The organism is Ruegeria sp. HKCCD6426 (genome assembly GCF_057221115.1).
Window position 1 is genome coordinate 241312 of sequence record NZ_JBWVBF010000004.1, and the last position, 15925, is coordinate 257236.

Below are 15925 nucleotides of genomic sequence, written 5' to 3' on the forward strand. Positions count from 1 at the left end.
ACCCCGTCCATAAAGGGCGGGGATCAAAATCACCGGGGATGTAGCAGAGCCGAACCCAGCTAGCAATATATTATCACGGGAACCACTTTATCCACAAAGCGTTATATTTCAGCAACTTAGACAAGGTGCGACCCTTTTATCCGGCTGTGAGGCGGGAAAAATGTTACCAAAGTGTAGTTTTTTGCGATTCCTGTGACCTATTTCCCTCAATTTCCGCGCTGGATGCGATGAAATCCGGCCTGTGACGCTAGGCCGGTTTTAACAGTCCATCAAGCGCCTTGATCGGGCGGCGTTCGGTGTCTTTTGTGACACTTCCGCTTGGCGGCCTGATCTGTTTGGTGGCTTCGACCATCAGAACTCCGCCGGCCATCACAGTCGGCAGGCGCTGTCCTGTTTTCTCGATCAGGTTGCCCGATTTCAACCAGAACCGACGGAACGACGGCGGCAGGTACAGGGCCGAGCAATGGTTCTCGGGGATAAAGTGATGTGCCTTGAGCTGGCTTTCCAGTTGCGTCGCGGAATAGGGGCGACCAAATCCGAACGGGGTCCGATCTGATCGCGACCAAAGCCCCGTACGGTTCGGGACGACAAAAAGCGCACGCCCGCCGGGCCCCAACACGCGCCAGCATTCGTCCAGCAACTGGCTTGGCCGACCCGACGTTTCAAGCCCATGCATGACGACCAACTTGTCCACGTGACCCGTTTCAATCGGCCAGAGCGTCTCTTCTGTCAAAACCGAAACGTTTGGCATTCCCGCCGGCCATGGCATGACTCCTTGCGGACCGGGCATCAGGCCGATCACGCGCCGGGCATCAGCCAAATAGGGGCGCAGCAAGGGAACAGCGAACCCAAAGCCTACGACTGTTTGTCCTTTTGCTTCAGGCCATAGCCCGATCAACCGCCCGCGGATCGCCGCCTGCGCTGCACGTCCCAACGTGCTGCGGTAGTAGAAATTCCTTAGATCCTGCACATCAAGATGCATTGCGGACACCTGATCAATCGGCTTAGCTGGGCGCAGTCTAGCAACGAAAGGGCAAAAGGCCATGCCTCTTGAGATCGTCACCATCCCATGTCTCAGCGACAACTATGCCTTTCTGGCCCATGATGCCAACAGTGGCGAAACCGCGCTGGTCGATGCTCCTGAGGCGGGCCCCGTCCTTTCAGAGCTGTCAGCACGAGGCTGGCGGCTGAGCCACGCATTGCTGACCCATCACCACTGGGATCATGTCGACGCCCTGCCCGCAATCCTGGAGCAGCATCCCGCCCAGGTAATTGGCGCAGCCGCAGATGCGTACCGGTTGCCTCGGCTGGATCGACAAGTGGCAGAAGGCGATACATTTACCATCGGCGGCGAACCCGTCGAAGTCCTGGACGTCTCGGGCCACACTATTGGCCACATCGCGTTCTATCTGCCCGAAAGCCACGCGGTTTTTACCGCCGACAGCCTGATGGCGCTGGGTTGCGGCAGATTGTTCGAAGGCAGCGCGCCGCAAATGTGGGAATCACTAGGCAAATTGGCCGCCTTGCCCGATGACACCCTGGTTTATTCCGGCCACGAATACACCCAGTCCAACGCGAAATTTGCTGTTACAATCGACCCGGACAACTCTGCCCTGTCGAACCGTATTGCCGACATCGACCGCGCGCGCGAGGCCGGAGAAGCAACGGTTCCATCTCTTTTGGCACTCGAGAAGGAGACAAATCCGTTCTTGCGCGCCTCTGATCCTGCGATTCAGGCCAGGCTTGGAATGGAAAATGCACCCCCTGCCGAAGTGTTTGCCGAAATTCGGGCTAGAAAAGACAGGTTTTAGTACCTATTTCGCCTTCCTCACGGCCACGGTCACAGGAAATGTGACTGTCAAGTGAAAGAAAACCCTTGAAGCCGGGCCACGATCAACCAAACTCTAATAGTATGAGGACATGGTTGGATGGGGTTCCGGCCGACGCCTGCCCCCGTTCCGACCCAAGACAGAGGAGCACCCGCGTGCCTTCATTCTCGAGCACACTAGAACAAGCCATTCACGCGGCCTTGGCAGCTGCGAATGAACGGCGGCATGAATTCGCAACGCTGGAGCATCTGCTGCTGGCGCTGCTGGAAGAACCCGATGCCATTCGGGTTATGAAAGCCTGCAGCGTCGATCTGGACGAATTGCGCAGCACTTTGGTTGAGTTCATTGACGAGGATCTGTCGAACCTGGTCACGGATATCGATGGGTCTGAGGCCGTTCCAACTGCAGCCTTCCAGCGCGTCATTCAACGCGCTGCGATTCATGTGCAAAGCTCGGGCCGGACCGAAGTAACCGGCGCCAACGTGCTTGTAGCGATCTTTGCCGAGCGCGAAAGCAATGCCGCATACTTCCTGCAGGAACAGGACATGACTCGCTATGATGCGGTCAATTTCATCGCGCATGGTGTAGCAAAAGATCCGGCATATGGCGAAAACCGCCCGGTATCGGGTGCAGATCAAGTCGAAGATGAGGCACAGCCTGCCGCCAGCGAAGGCGAGCAGAAGGAAAGTGCGCTTGGAAAATACTGTATTGATCTAAACGCCAAATCTCGCGCGGGCGAAGTGGATCCACTGATCGGTCGCAGTGATGAGGTCGAGCGGTGCATTCAGGTGCTGTGCCGTCGTCGCAAGAACAACCCGCTGCTAGTCGGAGACCCCGGCGTCGGCAAGACTGCGATAGCCGAAGGTCTGGCGCATAAGATTGTGTCCGGCGATGCGCCCGAGGTGCTGTCCCAAACCACGATTTTTTCGCTGGACATGGGCGCCCTGCTAGCGGGTACCCGCTATCGCGGTGACTTCGAAGAACGTCTGAAAGCCGTCGTGACCGAGCTTGAAGAGCATCCGGACGCGGTGCTGTTCATTGACGAGATTCACACTGTGATCGGAGCTGGCGCAACGTCAGGGGGCGCGATGGATGCGTCGAATCTGCTGAAACCTGCCCTGCAGGGCGGCAAGCTGCGCACGATGGGGTCAACAACCTATAAGGAATTCCGTCAGCACTTTGAAAAGGACCGCGCCTTGTCCCGCCGGTTCCAGAAAATCGACGTGAACGAGCCTTCGGTCGAAGACAGCATCAAGATTTTGCGCGGTCTGAAACCCTATTTCGAGAAGCACCACGAAATCAAATATACCGCTGATGCGATCAAGACAGCGGTGGAACTGGCCGCACGCTATATCAACGACCGGAAATTGCCAGACAAGGCCATCGACGTGATCGACGAGGCCGGTGCGGCACAGCATCTGGTCGCGGAAAGCAAACGCCGTAAAACAATCGGCGTCAAAGAGATTGAGGCGGTTGTTGCCAAGATCGCTCGCATCCCACCCAAGAATGTCACCAAAGACGATGCCGAAGTTCTGAAAGACCTTGAAGCCTCGTTGAAACGGGTGGTGTTTGGTCAGGATGAGGCCATCGAGGCACTCTCCAGCGCAATCAAACTGGCCCGTGCCGGTCTGCGCGAACCTGAAAAGCCCATCGGCAACTACCTGTTCGCTGGTCCGACTGGTGTCGGTAAAACAGAGGTTGCGAAACAGCTGGCAGACACGCTTGGTGTGGAACTGCTGCGCTTCGACATGTCGGAGTACATGGAGAAACACGCGGTCAGCCGTCTGATCGGCGCGCCTCCGGGATATGTGGGCTTCGATCAGGGCGGTCTGCTGACTGACGGCGTCGACCAGCATCCGCATTGCGTGCTACTGCTCGACGAGATCGAAAAGGCACATCCGGACGTGTTCAACATCCTGTTGCAGGTGATGGACCACGGCGAGCTGACCGATCACAACGGCCGCACCGTTAACTTCCGCAACGTGGTTTTGATAATGACCTCGAACGCGGGTGCGCAGGAACAGGCCAAGGCCGCCATCGGGTTTGCCCGTGATCGTCGCGAGGGCGAAGACACCGCTGCCATCGAACGTATGTTCACGCCAGAGTTCCGCAACCGTCTGGACGCCGTGATCTCCTTCGCGCCGCTGCCGAAAGAGGTCATTCTGCAAGTGGTCGAGAAATTCGTATTGCAGCTTGAAGCACAGTTGCTGGATCGTGGCGTGAGCATTGATCTGACACCGAAAGCTGCCGAGTGGCTGGCAGACAAGGGCTATGATGACAAGATGGGCGCGCGTCCGCTGGGCCGTGTGATTCAGGAGCACATCAAGAAGCCATTGGCCGAAGAGTTGTTGTTCGGCAAACTTGCGAAAGGTGGCCTCGTTCGCGTTTCGGTCAAGAAAGGCGAGCTGGATCTGGAAATCCTGGGCCCCGATCAACCGCGCATTCCAGGGGACAAACCCCCGTTGCTGACTGCGGACTGATCCATTCGGCATCGAATTACGAATTTGAACACCCGGCGGTTAAATCCGTCGGGTGTTTTCTTTTCATCTCGGTGCGTCATGACTTATGTACTTGGGGCGTGCTATTTTCGAGTTCCCATTCCAGGAGACGGCGATCTCCCACGCGAACGCTTCAGTTGGATCATTGAACAATAGGAGGAATGGTCATGAAGATTGCCGGGGTCAGGGACACCTGGATCAATGTAACGGGGCGCCTACGGTTCAGCTGAGTATCCCTCTGGAACATATACTTACTTCCGGGCCGAGGGTTTCCCTGTTGCTCCATGCTACATCGCGGGAACTCCAGACAAGAGGTTCCGTTTCGGACGACGATAACGCTATGCGCAACCCGGCATTTGGACGTGTGCCCCGGTTCCTTTGAGTAACCTGACTTACCTTTCGGTGAGCTTCAGTTCGATCCGTCTGTTCTGTGCCCTTGCTTCCGGCGTGTCCGCCGGATTGACGGGCTGGAACTCTCCAAACCCGTTAGCGGCCAGCCGATCCGGCGGGATACCCAGAGCGTCGACCATGAAGCGCACAACTGACAAAGCACGGCCCTGGCTGAGCTCCCAATTGTCACGATAGCGCCCGGACCCGGCCAGCGGCACGTTGTCCGTGTGGCCATCGACCCGGATCACCCAGTTCAAACCTTCGGGAATTTCGGCCGCGACGCTGCGCAGAATGTTGGCTACTTTGGCAACCTCCTGCCTGCCCTCGCCAGACAAAACTGCCGACCCGGTGTCGAAAAGAACCTCAGAGGAGAAAACAAAGCGGTCGCCTTCGATGCGCACACCTTCCTGATCGCCCAGCACATCCCGTAACCGGCCAAAAAACTCAGAGCGATAGCGTTGCAGGTCTTCAGCTTGCGCGGTCAGTTCCAGGTTTTGGCCAGCCAGCGCCTCAGCTTCGGCTTCCAGACGAATGCGCTCGGCCTCTTCCAGCAAACGACGACGGCGTTCTTCCGAAGCCGCACGAGCCAGCGCTGCGTTCAAGTCCTGCCCAAGCGTCTGAATTTGGATTTCAGCCGCAGCGTTGCGATCTTCGTAATCGTCCAGCAGAGCCTGAAGCGAGCCCAATTGGCCCCGCAAAGCCGACATCTGCTGATTGAGCAAAGCAGTCTGGCGTTGCGCCGCTGTCGAAATCTCTTGTTCCGACGCGAGCGTATCCCGCGCCACCGCCAACAGCGCGGCGCGCTCTTCAGCCAGCGTTTTTTGAGCCTCTGCCTCGGCCTGTGCCTGCGTCTGCGCATCCAGCGCGGCTTGCAGCTGGGCCTTCAGTTCTTCAGCGTTCAGTTCGCCGAACTGCCGCTCCAGCTCGGCTTTAGCAGCCTGTGCTGCAGCCAACAGAGTCAGCGTATCCTCGGCTTCCTTGCGCTGCGCTTCCAGCGCAAGCGTCATCGCCGTCAACTCGGCATCTGCGTTCTTTAGACGGTCGCGTAAGGTTTCAGCCGCAGCGGCTTCTGCCAGACGGGCTGCTTCTTCTTCCGAAAGCTGTTGTTCAAGATCAGAAATCTGCGCGGCCTGCGCAGCATCCGTTGTTTCCAGGTCAGCCACTAAAGCTTCCAGCGCCTCGCGTCGGGCAGCGGCAAGACGCGCCGCTTCGGCCTGCGCGTCAATCTCCTGACGACTTTGGGCCAAAGCAAGATTCAACGTATCCTGTTCGGTCAGCAACTCGTCCCTCTGGCTTTCCAGCGCCGCTATATTGCCCTGCGCCCGTTCCTGCTCGGTCAGCAGAGCGGCAACTTGCGCTTCGAAATCGGTGATGCGGGTCCTAGCCAGAGCCAGATCCTCTTCGACGGTGGACAATGTCGTGTTTAACGCGCCCAGACGCGCTTGCAGGCGGCTGTTCTCACGCTCTTCCAACCCCAGCGCCCCGGCCAGCGCTGCGATCTCATCTGACAAGGCAGTCAGTTCGTCCTCTTGACCCGAGATCGTTTCGCGCAGCACGAACTGCACCACCATGAAGATGGTCAGCACAAAGGTCAGCACCATCAACAGGCCAGTCATCGCATCCACGAAACCGGGCCAGACCGACCCCTGGAAACGCTGACCGGTGCGACGGGACAGGGCCATACTTTATTCCCCTTCCGGCGGCGTTCGCACAGCACCCCGAGGCAGCGTCAGCGCCTTGACCAGCAGTTCGAAATCCTTGCGCAGCTCGTTCATGCTGTCCTGCCGTCCGGCAGAAATTTCCTCGAGGATGCGCAGCAACTGCACGTCCATTGAGCGCAGCCGCATTCGGCTTTCGGCATCTATGCCCTCGCCTGCACCATGGTCACGCATATGGTCCAGCAAGGCGTCTTGTCCCAGCGCGACACGTTCCAGCGCCGCTGTGACGCCTTCGGTCTGGGCTTGACGCTGGTTCATATCGCCGATCACATCGACAAGCTGGCCCAGTTTGGAAGACACTTCGATGCGGTCTTTCTCTTGCGCCGAGAACATGTCTTGAAGGGCGTCCATCTGCTCGGCCATCGCGTCCAGTACGGGCGTCAGCACGGCCAGTTCCGCACCGCCTTCGTCGGTTCCGCTGAAACCGACGCGAGTGATGCCGGACAACCATTCCTCGAGCTCTCGGTAGAACCTGTTCTGGCCATGGCCGGCGAACAGCTCCAGCAGGCCAACGATCAGCGACCCCGCCAGACCAAGCAAAGATGATCCAAAGGCGACACCCATACCTTGTAGCTGAGACTCCAGACCGGTCATCAGGCGGTTGAACACGGCCAACCCCTCTTCACCTGCCTGCGGGTTCAGGCTGCGGATCGTGTCGACAATTGCAGGAACTGTCGTTGCCAGGCCAAAAAACGTACCCAAAAGGCCAAGGTAAATCAGGACGTTGGTAATGTAGCGTGTGATCTCACGCTCTTCTTCGATCCGCTCGGCTACCGAATCCAGAATGGATCGGGTCGAGCTGGAGCTGATCTGCGATCGCGCACCCCTTGCTCGCAACAGCGAGGCCAGCGGCGCCAACAATTGCGGCGTGCTGGTGTCGTCACGTTCGACCCCGCCGACAAAGGCTTCGATCCAGCGGACCGACCCGATCAGCTGAGTCACCTGCAAAAAACAAGCCAGTACACCAACGACAAAGACCAGCAGAATAAACCCATTCAGGTACAGGTTCGCCTGAATGACGGGCAACACATAAGGCAGTGCCAGGAACACACCCGCTCCCGACAGCCCAATTGCGATCAGCATCATCAAGATCTGACGGATCGGTTGCGAGAAATGTGGTCTCGCGCCCTGCTGTGCCTGCGCCATGCGCGTAGTTCCCGGTATTTTTCTGCTCTGGGCCAGAGCCTAGCGAAAACCTGCCGATGACGCCAAGGGTTTATCCGCTAATTGTGCGTACCCGTTGCGACAACCACTCAAGATCTGGGTCGTTCAATCCGATCTCGTCCAGATGTGAGGCAGTGTTGTACAGATACTCGGTATTCGGACCCCGGCCACCGACCGCATGTGCGATGATCTGGGCCTGCCTCTCCAGAGGCATACCACCGCAATACTGCACGTGGTGCGGATCAATCACATAGGTCACCGCGTTTACGACCTGCCCGCAATCCAAATGCACATCCAACATTCGCTCCAGATAGGCTGAAGAAATCAGCTCGCGCTCGCGCAGCTCATCCAGCGTCCGCTCTTCGTGGCCATCTTCGACGGCTAATGCCAGCCCGGTGCAGCGTGCGTCTGTCTGCTCGTCCAGGGCCAGTACCAGACCTGGCTTTTCCTCAGTTCCTCGGTGGTGGATCGAACTCATGCAAAAGGACCGGGCATAGCCATGCAGCGTGGCGCGCTCGCTGCGGGCAATAGGGAATCCCGGGTTCCACAGCAGCGATCCATATCCGAAAACCCACATCGTCATAGCACTGGTCCTTGCCCGTTTACGCCTATAAACATCAAATCCAAGGCAGGAAAAAGGGCCATTTGCCATGCGCCGTCTGATACGAGTATTCATTTTTGCAGCCGTCGTGTGGAGCGCATATTGGTTCATAGCCGGATATGGGCTGCGGACTGCCATTACGGGTTGGTTCGACAAACAACAAAATCTCGGCTGGCAGGCAGATTTTTCCGGCGTCGAAACAGCCGGCTACCCGACACACCATATGACGCGACTGGCCAATCCGGCGCTGGCGGATCCCGTAAACGGCACGGCATGGAGCGCGGATTGGATCGAATTTCAAAGCCCTGCCATCTGGCCCGGCCGTCAGGTATTGCGCTTTGCCGATACCCCGCAGAGACTGTCGTATTTTGATCAGACAGCGACAATACAAGCCGAAGAGTTGCTGGCCGAGCTGCAATTGCAACCGGGTGTCGCGCTGACATTGGAAAAAATGGCCCTGACAGCCGACGCTTGGTCTATTACGAACGACGAGAATCCCCTGGCGGGCGGTAACACACTCGCACTCGCCATGGAACAGACGCCCAACCCCAACGCATACGTCATTGCTGCCCGTGCTGATGGCTTTACCCCGGGCGACGACCTGCGTGACCTGATGCGCTCGGCCACTTCATTGCCACAGGCATTCGAAACGCTTGAGCTGGATATGACAGCCACGTTTGACAAGCCTTGGGACAGGACTGCGTTAGAAGAAAGCAGACCCCAACCAACAGCCATCGATCTGCGGCTGGCCGAGGTTCACTGGGGTGAGCTTCGCCTGTTCGCCGCTGGCGAACTGACTGTGGACAACCAGGGCATCCCGACCGGTGAAATTGCCGTCAAAGCTGAGAACTGGCGCGACATGATTGCCATGGCAAATGCCGCAGGTGCGCTGCCCGATAAGGCGGTAGATCCTGTCACACGTGCACTGAACTTCATGGCCGGACTGGGCGGCAATCCCAACGCACTGGACTTGCAGCTGAATTTCCGGGATGGATTTGTGGCCTTGGGGCCGTTGCCATTAGGTCCCGCGCCGCGGCTGATCTTACGCTAACGGCAATAAGGGCCGCTTCGGTGTCGGGCGGTATCCAGATGGAAGTGGTCGCGGTGATAGCGATCCGAATTAGGGCCTAAAACCGTGCCAAACGGCCCGCAAGCCCCACGCCAGACTTTAGTCAGCTGTTTTTTCGACGGGTTCTTGCGCCAACCGTTCAGGACGGTAACGACCTCACCGTCTGCCATTTTGAAGCCCGAGATGTCGATGGCCCGCCCCTTGCCGTGTTCCGAAATCCGCGCGCCCTTACGATTGTTGCGCGTTCGGCAGGCGTAATGGGCCGCAATTTGTAGTTCCGCCACCGGCCCCCGTCTTTTGAAGGTCGGTTTCACTGTCTTGTCGACCCATTTGTTCAGGGCAATCGCCGTGCCGCAGTCCATGGTCGACGGGCGGCTCAGAGCCACACCGGAAACGGATGTGATCTGAACTGCCTCTTTGATGCCGCAGGCGTTGATCTTGCCCGGAACTTTGCCCACGGGCTTACCCTGAATGGCTATGTCTCCGCAGACGGATCCTTTGCGCAGTTTACGTCTCTTGAACAATATCTCCTGCTCCAAGGACTTGGGCCGCATGTAAGGCATAAGAGATGTGTCAGGTCCAAGCAGAGGCAGATCAACCGCACGCGCAGCAGTCGCAAGAACCTGAGGAGAAGCCGGGCGCAATGCGGGGCGCACTCTGGAGTCGAGTACCACTGGCGCCGCGCTGACAATTGCCGCTACTTGTACCACCGAGGCTCCGGCTGGGCGGATCAAGGGAACAAGGGACCGGTCGAGAGGAGCCGCCTGAGTGGTTACTGCCATGACAGCCCCAAGCACAAATAGAAAGTGGCCCCAGCGTAGTCGCATCAGCTTGTCTTTCCGCGTCCGAAATCCGGAGCGTCTGTATCCTGCCCCGCGTCGATGATCCCACGTCGGATCGCGCGCGTGCGGGTGAAATAGTCGAACAGATGATCGCCGTCACCAGTACGGATCGCCCGTTGCAGGGCAAAAAGTTCTTCCGTGAAACGGCCCAGAATTTCCAGCGTTGCATCCTTATTGCTTAGAAAAACATCCCGCCACATGGTCGGGTCCGAGGCTGCAATACGGGTGAAATCCCTGAAACCGGCGGCCGAGTACTTGATCACCTCGGTATCTGTGACGCGCCGCAGGTCGTCGGCCACGCCTACCATCGTATAGGCGATCAGGTGCGGCGCATGAGACGTCACTGCCAGCACGAGGTCATGATGGTCGGCGTCCATTTCATCAACATTTGACCCAAGCCCTTCCCACAACGCGCGAAGCTGCGTTATCGCCTCGGGGTCAGAGTTTTCTACCGGCACCAGCAAGCACCAGCGATTATCGAACAACTCGGCAAACCCGGATTCCGGCCCGGAATGCTCCGTGCCGGCCAAGGGGTGAGCCGGGATAAAATGCACCCCGTCTGGAACATGCGGCCCGACCGCTTGAATTACAGCCCGCTTGACTGAGCCTACGTCGGTCACAGTCGCGCCCGGCTTCAACACGGGGGCAATGTCTTTGGCCACTGCGCCCATGGCCCCGACCGGAACACACAAAACAACCAGATCCGCCCCCTCGACCGCCTCTTGCGCGGTGTCGCATACCCTGTCGCAAAGCCCGATGCGGCGCGCGGTGTCACGGGTCTCTTCCGAGCGGGCGTAACCTGTTACTTCACCAGCCAGTCCGGCGCGTTTAATCGCCCAGAACATGGACGAAGCGATCAGGCCCAGCCCGATCAGCGCCACACGATCGTATATCTGGCTCATGCGGCGTCTCCTTTGAACGCAGTGATGGCTGCTACAACGCGGCGGCAGGCTTCTTCGTCACCCACGGTGATCCGCAGGGCGTTCGGCAGGTTGTACCCCGCAACACGGCGAACGATCAAACCCTGTGTTTTCAGAAAGTCGTCACAGGCCTCAGCCTCGACCCTGTCAGCAAAGCGCGCGAGGATGAAATTTGTGCAGGACGGATCCGAGGGAACACCGATCTTTTCCAGCTCCTCCGCCAGCCAAACCCGCAAACGCGCGTTTTCCGCGTGGCAGAAAGTCAAGTATTCCTCGTCCTGAACGGCTGCTTCAGCCGCGGCCATAGCCGTCAATGAAAGGTTGAATGGCTGACGTACCCGGTTGAGAACGTCTATGATATCTCGTTGTGCATAACCCCAACCAACGCGCATGCCGCCCAAACCGTAAATTTTCGAGAATGTCCGCGTCATGATGACATTGGGATAGCGATCGACCAGGCTCGCGCCACCGTCGAAGCCTTGGACAAATTCCGCATAGGCTCCATCCAGCACCATTAGGCAGGTCTTAGGCAACGCATCAGCCAGGCGCATCAATTCTGCGTCGGAGATCATTGTCGAGGTCGGGTTGCCCGGATTTGTGACAAAGACGATTTTTGTTTTCTCGGTGACGCCAGCCAAAATCTCATTGACATCCACCTTGCGTTCCCGCTCGGCGACCATCACCGGTCTTGCCCCAACCATGCGGGCAATAATCGGGTACATGGAAAATCCGTGCTCAGTATAGATCACTTCATCTTCCGGCCCTGCATAGGCATGCGCCACAAATTGCAAGACCTCGTCGCTGCCAACACCGCATATGATCCGCGCCGAGTCCAGACCATGCCGATCCGCAATCGCCGCGCGCAAGCCAGCATGATCTGTGCTGGGATAGCGATGCAGGGTCGCGGCACTATCGCGCACTGCCTCGATCGCCTTGGGGCTGGGACCAAAAGGGTTTTCGTTCGAGCTTAGCTTTATGACGTCTGCCACGCCCGCGATATGGGACTGGCCGCCCTGATACAGCGCGATGTCCATAATACCGGGTTGCGGGGTGATTTTGGTCATGAGAGGCTCCTTACGTGGGCCCCTCATACCTGTCTCAACGGGTTGAGAAAAGCGGCAATTCCTTCAGGCCGCCTCGAAGCGGGCCGTTGCCGGATCGGCGGTGTAAAACGGCACGTATTCCTCGGTCCTACGCGACAGATCATTGACACTGTCGATGATGAACTGGACCGTCTCTTCGCTCATGAGATAGGAAAAGTTCAGACGGACCCAACCTGGCTTTTTCATCTCTTCGCCTGCCGACAATGCAGCGTGCAATGCTTCGGAGGTCGCTTGGTCAATTCCCAACAGACGATGCGCATAAGGCCCGGCACAAGCGCAGCCGCCGCGGGCCTGAATGCCGTATATGTCGCTTAGCATCCGAGTGAACAATTGCTGATGTACCGGCTGCCCCGCCCTGTCGCACACTAGGAACGAAAAGATCGGCAGACGATGCGGGTTGTTCGTTCCGAGCAAGGTCAGATGCGGATTATTGCCCCACCCCTCCAGCGCCATCTGGTTGTACAGCGCTTCGCGTCTGGCAATTTCTTTGGTGCCGACGGCGTCCTTTACGATAAAGGCAAGCGCAGCCCGGATGTCACCGATCACATTGGGAGTTCCGGCTTCTTCGCGCGTCGCCAGGTTCGCGCTGTAATCGTGCCGCCAGGGCGAAACAAAGCTGACAGTGCCACCGCCCGGCCAGCTGGGACAGGTTTTTTGGACGACGCTGCCATTGACGATCAGCACACCGGAAGCACCGGGTCCGCCGGGGAATTTATGCGGCGACACCACAATTGCATCCTTGCGCGCATCGTCCGGCCCCATATCCATGGGCAGGTATGGCCCGCCACCGGCATAGTCCCATACGGCCAAAGCGCCGTGTCTTTTCAGCAACCGTGTAACCGGATCAGGGTCGGTTATGACTCCGGTCACATTCGACGCTGCAGAAAAGGAACCGATAACCAGATCCGCATCCGCAGTTTCGATCAAAGCCGCCTGCAGAGCGTTCAAATCCAGCCCGCCCACCGGCGCCTCGGGAATTTCGATCACACGCGCCTTGCTTTCACGCCAGGGCAAGATATTCGAGTGGTGTTCGTAAGGGCCAATCAAAACAACCGGCTGGTCAGCCTCCTGTACACCAAATAAGCTGACCAACCGGTTGAGCCCAGCAGTGGCACCAGACCCGGCGAAAATCACCGTATCCTCTCCCCTCGCGCCAACAATGCGGGCAATTTCGGATCGTGCTTCACGACGCAGACGCGTCATGTATGAACCGCAATAAGAGGCTTCGGTGTGACTGTTTGCGTAGAATGGCAACACGTGTTGGGACACATAGTCCTCAACCTGCCGCATAGCGCGCCCCGAAGCGACGTAGTCCGCATACACAAGCGGCACGTCCCCATGCAAACCCGGGATCAGAACACTCTCTCCGATCAGTCCATCGCGCAGAGTTTTGTCGTGAGTAGCGGCTTGGATTTCCGCGCGGAAACTGGACAGGGTCATTTCATTGGCTCCATATTGCACTACCAAATATGATTGATATTCAACGCAGAAACTTCACCGTTTTTTGCTGATTTTCCTCATTTATTGTGTCATATGAGTTTTAATGAGCAAAAATTTAGATCAAATAGACACCCGCATCCTGAAGGAGCTGCAAAAGGATGCCACCTTGTCGCAACGCGAGCTGGCTGACAGGGTTGGCTTGTCTCAGAACGCTTGCTGGCGTCGTCTAAAGGCACTCAACGACGATGAAGTACTTCTGGGGTCAACTGCCAGAATCGCGCGAGAAAAGCTGGGGCTGAGCCTTGTGGTTTTTGTCATGCTGCGCACCCGGCATCATTCAGCCGAGTGGCTGCAGGCATTCCGAAGCCATGTATTGACGATTCCAGAGGTGGTCGACTTCCATCGAATTGGCGGCGATTACGATTATCAACTGAAAGTGGTTACGCAGGATATGGCGTCTTACGACAAGGTCTACCAGCGCTTGATCGAAAAGGTCGAGCTGGACAGCGTGACATCGTATTTTGCAATGGAAGCAATTGCCGAGGGACGACCACTACCGCTTTAGGATCGCAAAAAGAAAAGGGCCGCGCAAACTGCGCAGCCCCAACGTCGGGATATCGGCGAAGATTAGTTCTTCGCGTAGAATTCGACGACCAGGTTCGGCTCCATGACGACCGGGTAAGGCACATCGCCCAGGCCGGGTGCGCGGACGAAAGTCGCGGTCATTTTGGAGTGGTCGGCGTCGATGTAGTCAGGCACATCACGTTCGGCCAGAGCAGCCGCTTCCAGAACAACAGCCAGTTGCTTGGATTTGTCGCGAACTTCGATCACGTCGCCTTCTTTGACACGATAGGACGGGATGTTCACTCGTTTGCCGTTCACCTTGACGTGGCCGTGGTTCACGAACTGACGTGCCGCGAAGACGGTCGGTACGAACTTGGCGCGGTAGACGACGGCGTCCAGACGACGCTCCAGCAGACCGATCAGGTTTTCACCGGTGTCGCCTTTAACACGTTCGGCTTCGGCGTAGATGCGGCGGAACTGCTTCTCGGTCAGGTCGCCGTAGTAACCTTTCAGCTTCTGCTTGGCGCGCAGCTGCAGACCAAAGTCAGACAGTTTGCCCTTGCGGCGCTGACCGTGCTGGCCGGGGCCGTATTCACGACGGTTAACCGGGGATTTCGGACGACCCCAGATGTTTTCGCCCATCCGGCGGTCGATTTTGTACTTGGCAGACGTGCGTTTGGTCACGGCTGATCTCCTTCGTTTTGGTCGAAGCCCATGCGGGCCACTATGAAGGGCGTTGTCCTCTTGAGGTTTCCCCCATGACAGGTATCCCCTTGCGGGGGCCACCAACACCAATGAAGCCGCGCTTATATCTGCGAAATTGGTGGAGTCAACACGCCAAGTATGACTATCAGCACTTCCGGAGCAAAAAGCTTGCTGGCGCACTGGCAGTCGCGTTTACTCCGCTGCCGTCAAGATCAGGGGTCGCGCCGTATTCATTTCAGACTCTGAAATCGTACGCAGAACAGGGAACGAGACGACAGTTTCGTCTGGCAAGTCCACGTTACCATTTTGCTCTGACAATTCTGAAACTCGGCTGACCCAGAACTCCTGATCTCGCGCCGGGCAACCGTTTGTGAAGATCAACACGGGCATTTCTTCACCGTCGGCCCACACCAGATCTGCAACGAAACGTTGCGCGCCATTGGAAATTTCGACAAATGCCTGTTCAGTTCCAGAATGCTTTACCGAGGCAGTTTGAATTCGCTCAGATAGTGTTGCGACTGAACCCGCGTATACGGTTTGCTCAAAGCCAAGTGCTTCTGCTCCCGTCAATGCTAGTCCTCGACCACGCCATGACCATGCCGCTCCAACAGACAAGTGGGCCAGTGGCGCAGCCTCAAGCCCATCCAGTTCTGTTTGCGTCCAGGTAATTGCTGTTCGACCGTTATCCCCGGCTCTCATCTGCTCGCCTGCACCTTTCAACACCCCAACCGCTCACAGTTTGTGTGTATCAATGATGAATCCGGCAGAAAAGAGACGCAATTACAGCATTCACGAGAATGTTGCTTCAGAGTCAACTCAACTTGAGACTTCGGGCCTCAGGATACAACCCTTATGTGCAAAGATACATTAGATTTCAACCCAAAATAGACGACCTCAATAATGCACGTCAGTTGGAAGCGGGCTACAGTTAACTCGGATACCCATTATACAATTTCAACCAGCAGAAAGTTGCAACCGTCTGGCTTGCAGCCGCAAAAAAGGAGCACAAAGCGCGACCTCGTCTCAGTGATGTTCAATATTCAGTGCGTTTATGGCAGCTGTCTGTTCGAAGAGGTGTATTT

The 15925-nt window shown here is 57.3% G+C and carries 14 protein-coding genes; 4 read left to right on the top strand and 10 right to left on the bottom strand.

The genetic code is table 11. From position 1 onward, the window contains the following. Positions 1-247: 247 nt before the first annotated feature. Positions 248-982, bottom strand: coding sequence for a class I SAM-dependent methyltransferase (locus tag AC2TDA_RS14035; protein ID WP_480848688.1), 735 nt, complete (start codon positions 980-982; stop codon positions 248-250). Between the two features lie 61 nt (positions 983-1043). On the opposite strand from AC2TDA_RS14035, the gene gloB reads away from it, so the two are divergent. Together gloB and clpA are read left to right on the top strand one after the other, a co-directional pair. Further along, a complete protein-coding gene (gene gloB, locus AC2TDA_RS14040; protein WP_480876887.1) occupies positions 1044-1811 on the top strand; it encodes a hydroxyacylglutathione hydrolase in 768 nt (255 codons plus the stop codon). Positions 1812-1984: 173 nt separating this feature from the next. Next, a complete protein-coding gene (gene clpA, locus AC2TDA_RS14045) occupies positions 1985-4309 on the top strand; it encodes an ATP-dependent Clp protease ATP-binding subunit ClpA (RefSeq protein ID WP_480876889.1) in 2325 nt (774 codons plus the stop codon). Between the two features lie 410 nt (positions 4310-4719). On the opposite strand, the gene AC2TDA_RS14050 is transcribed toward clpA, so the two are convergent. The 3 genes from AC2TDA_RS14050 to AC2TDA_RS14060 form a co-directional block, all read right to left on the bottom strand. Beyond that, positions 4720-6399, bottom strand: a complete 1680-nt coding sequence (locus tag AC2TDA_RS14050; protein ID WP_480876891.1) for a peptidoglycan -binding protein — start codon at positions 6397-6399, stop codon at positions 4720-4722. Between the two features lie 3 nt (positions 6400-6402). After that, positions 6403-7581, bottom strand: a complete 1179-nt coding sequence (locus AC2TDA_RS14055; RefSeq protein ID WP_480848693.1) for a biopolymer transporter ExbB — start codon at positions 7579-7581, stop codon at positions 6403-6405. 70 nt (positions 7582-7651) lie between these two features. Beyond that, positions 7652-8182: a gamma-glutamylcyclotransferase gene (locus AC2TDA_RS14060; RefSeq protein ID WP_480848694.1), complete on the bottom strand. Its 531-nt coding sequence runs from the start codon at positions 8180-8182 to the stop codon at positions 7652-7654. A 67-nt stretch (positions 8183-8249) separates the two neighbouring features. On the opposite strand from AC2TDA_RS14060, the gene AC2TDA_RS14065 reads away from it, so the two are divergent. Continuing rightward, positions 8250-9251, top strand: coding sequence for a DUF2125 domain-containing protein (locus tag AC2TDA_RS14065; RefSeq protein WP_480876894.1), 1002 nt, complete (start codon positions 8250-8252; stop codon positions 9249-9251). Here AC2TDA_RS14065 and AC2TDA_RS14070 read toward each other — a convergent pair. The 4 genes from AC2TDA_RS14070 to AC2TDA_RS14085 all read right to left on the bottom strand — a co-directional run bounded on the left by AC2TDA_RS14070 (position 9248) and on the right by AC2TDA_RS14085 (position 13574). Continuing rightward, positions 9248-10051, bottom strand: coding sequence for an extensin-like domain-containing protein (locus AC2TDA_RS14070; RefSeq protein ID WP_480876897.1), 804 nt, complete (start codon positions 10049-10051; stop codon positions 9248-9250). The two genes, AC2TDA_RS14065 and AC2TDA_RS14070, sit on opposite strands and share 4 nt — an antisense overlap. 44 nt (positions 10052-10095) lie before the next feature. Then, a complete protein-coding gene (locus AC2TDA_RS14075; protein WP_480876898.1) occupies positions 10096-11013 on the bottom strand; it encodes a prephenate/arogenate dehydrogenase family protein in 918 nt (305 codons plus the stop codon). After that, the gene (gene hisC / locus AC2TDA_RS14080; RefSeq protein ID WP_480876901.1) at positions 11010-12095 is read right to left on the bottom strand and encodes a histidinol-phosphate transaminase; all 1086 of its coding nucleotides are present in this window, start codon (positions 12093-12095) and stop codon (positions 11010-11012) included. The genes AC2TDA_RS14075 and hisC overlap by 4 nt, the downstream gene beginning before the upstream one ends. A gap of 63 nt (positions 12096-12158) precedes the next feature. After that, positions 12159-13574, bottom strand: a complete 1416-nt coding sequence (locus AC2TDA_RS14085) for an aminotransferase class V-fold PLP-dependent enzyme (RefSeq protein ID WP_480876903.1) — start codon at positions 13572-13574, stop codon at positions 12159-12161. A gap of 103 nt (positions 13575-13677) precedes the next feature. On the opposite strand from AC2TDA_RS14085, the gene AC2TDA_RS14090 reads away from it, so the two are divergent. After that, entirely contained in the window at positions 13678-14139 is a 462-nt protein-coding gene (locus AC2TDA_RS14090) for an Lrp/AsnC family transcriptional regulator (RefSeq protein ID WP_480848704.1), read from the top strand. Between the two features lie 62 nt (positions 14140-14201). Here the strand turns inward: AC2TDA_RS14090 and rpsD are convergent, their stop codons facing one another. Further along, a complete protein-coding gene (rpsD, locus tag AC2TDA_RS14095) occupies positions 14202-14822 on the bottom strand; it encodes a 30S ribosomal protein S4 (RefSeq protein WP_039537647.1) in 621 nt (206 codons plus the stop codon). A gap of 213 nt (positions 14823-15035) precedes the next feature. Further along, entirely contained in the window at positions 15036-15542 is a 507-nt protein-coding gene (locus tag AC2TDA_RS14100; RefSeq protein ID WP_480876906.1) for a hypothetical protein, read from the bottom strand. Positions 15543-15925 lie beyond the last annotated feature (383 nt).

Excerpts from the sequence above, each read along its gene's own strand:
- AC2TDA_RS14060 (WP_480848694.1), bottom strand. The coding sequence starts at position 8,182 with ATGACGATGTGGGTTTTCGGATATGGATCGCTGCTGTGGAACCCGGGA.
- AC2TDA_RS14070 (WP_480876897.1), bottom strand. The coding sequence starts at position 10,051 with ATGGCAGTAACCACTCAGGCGGCTCCTCTCGACCGGTCCCTTGTTCCC.
- AC2TDA_RS14055 (WP_480848693.1), bottom strand. The coding sequence starts at position 7,581 with ATGGCGCAGGCACAGCAGGGCGCGAGACCACATTTCTCGCAACCGATC.
- AC2TDA_RS14035 (WP_480848688.1), bottom strand. The coding sequence starts at position 982 with ATGCATCTTGATGTGCAGGATCTAAGGAATTTCTACTACCGCAGCACG.
- AC2TDA_RS14075 (WP_480876898.1), bottom strand. The coding sequence starts at position 11,013 with ATGAGCCAGATATACGATCGTGTGGCGCTGATCGGGCTGGGCCTGATC.
- AC2TDA_RS14100 (WP_480876906.1), bottom strand. The coding sequence starts at position 15,542 with ATGAGAGCCGGGGATAACGGTCGAACAGCAATTACCTGGACGCAAACA.
- gloB (WP_480876887.1), top strand. The coding sequence starts at position 1,044 with ATGCCTCTTGAGATCGTCACCATCCCATGTCTCAGCGACAACTATGCC.
- hisC (WP_480876901.1), bottom strand. The coding sequence starts at position 12,095 with ATGACCAAAATCACCCCGCAACCCGGTATTATGGACATCGCGCTGTAT.
- AC2TDA_RS14090 (WP_480848704.1), top strand. The coding sequence starts at position 13,678 with ATGAGCAAAAATTTAGATCAAATAGACACCCGCATCCTGAAGGAGCTG.
- AC2TDA_RS14085 (WP_480876903.1), bottom strand. The coding sequence starts at position 13,574 with ATGACCCTGTCCAGTTTCCGCGCGGAAATCCAAGCCGCTACTCACGAC.
- AC2TDA_RS14065 (WP_480876894.1), top strand. The coding sequence starts at position 8,250 with ATGCGCCGTCTGATACGAGTATTCATTTTTGCAGCCGTCGTGTGGAGC.
- AC2TDA_RS14050 (WP_480876891.1), bottom strand. The coding sequence starts at position 6,399 with ATGGCCCTGTCCCGTCGCACCGGTCAGCGTTTCCAGGGGTCGGTCTGG.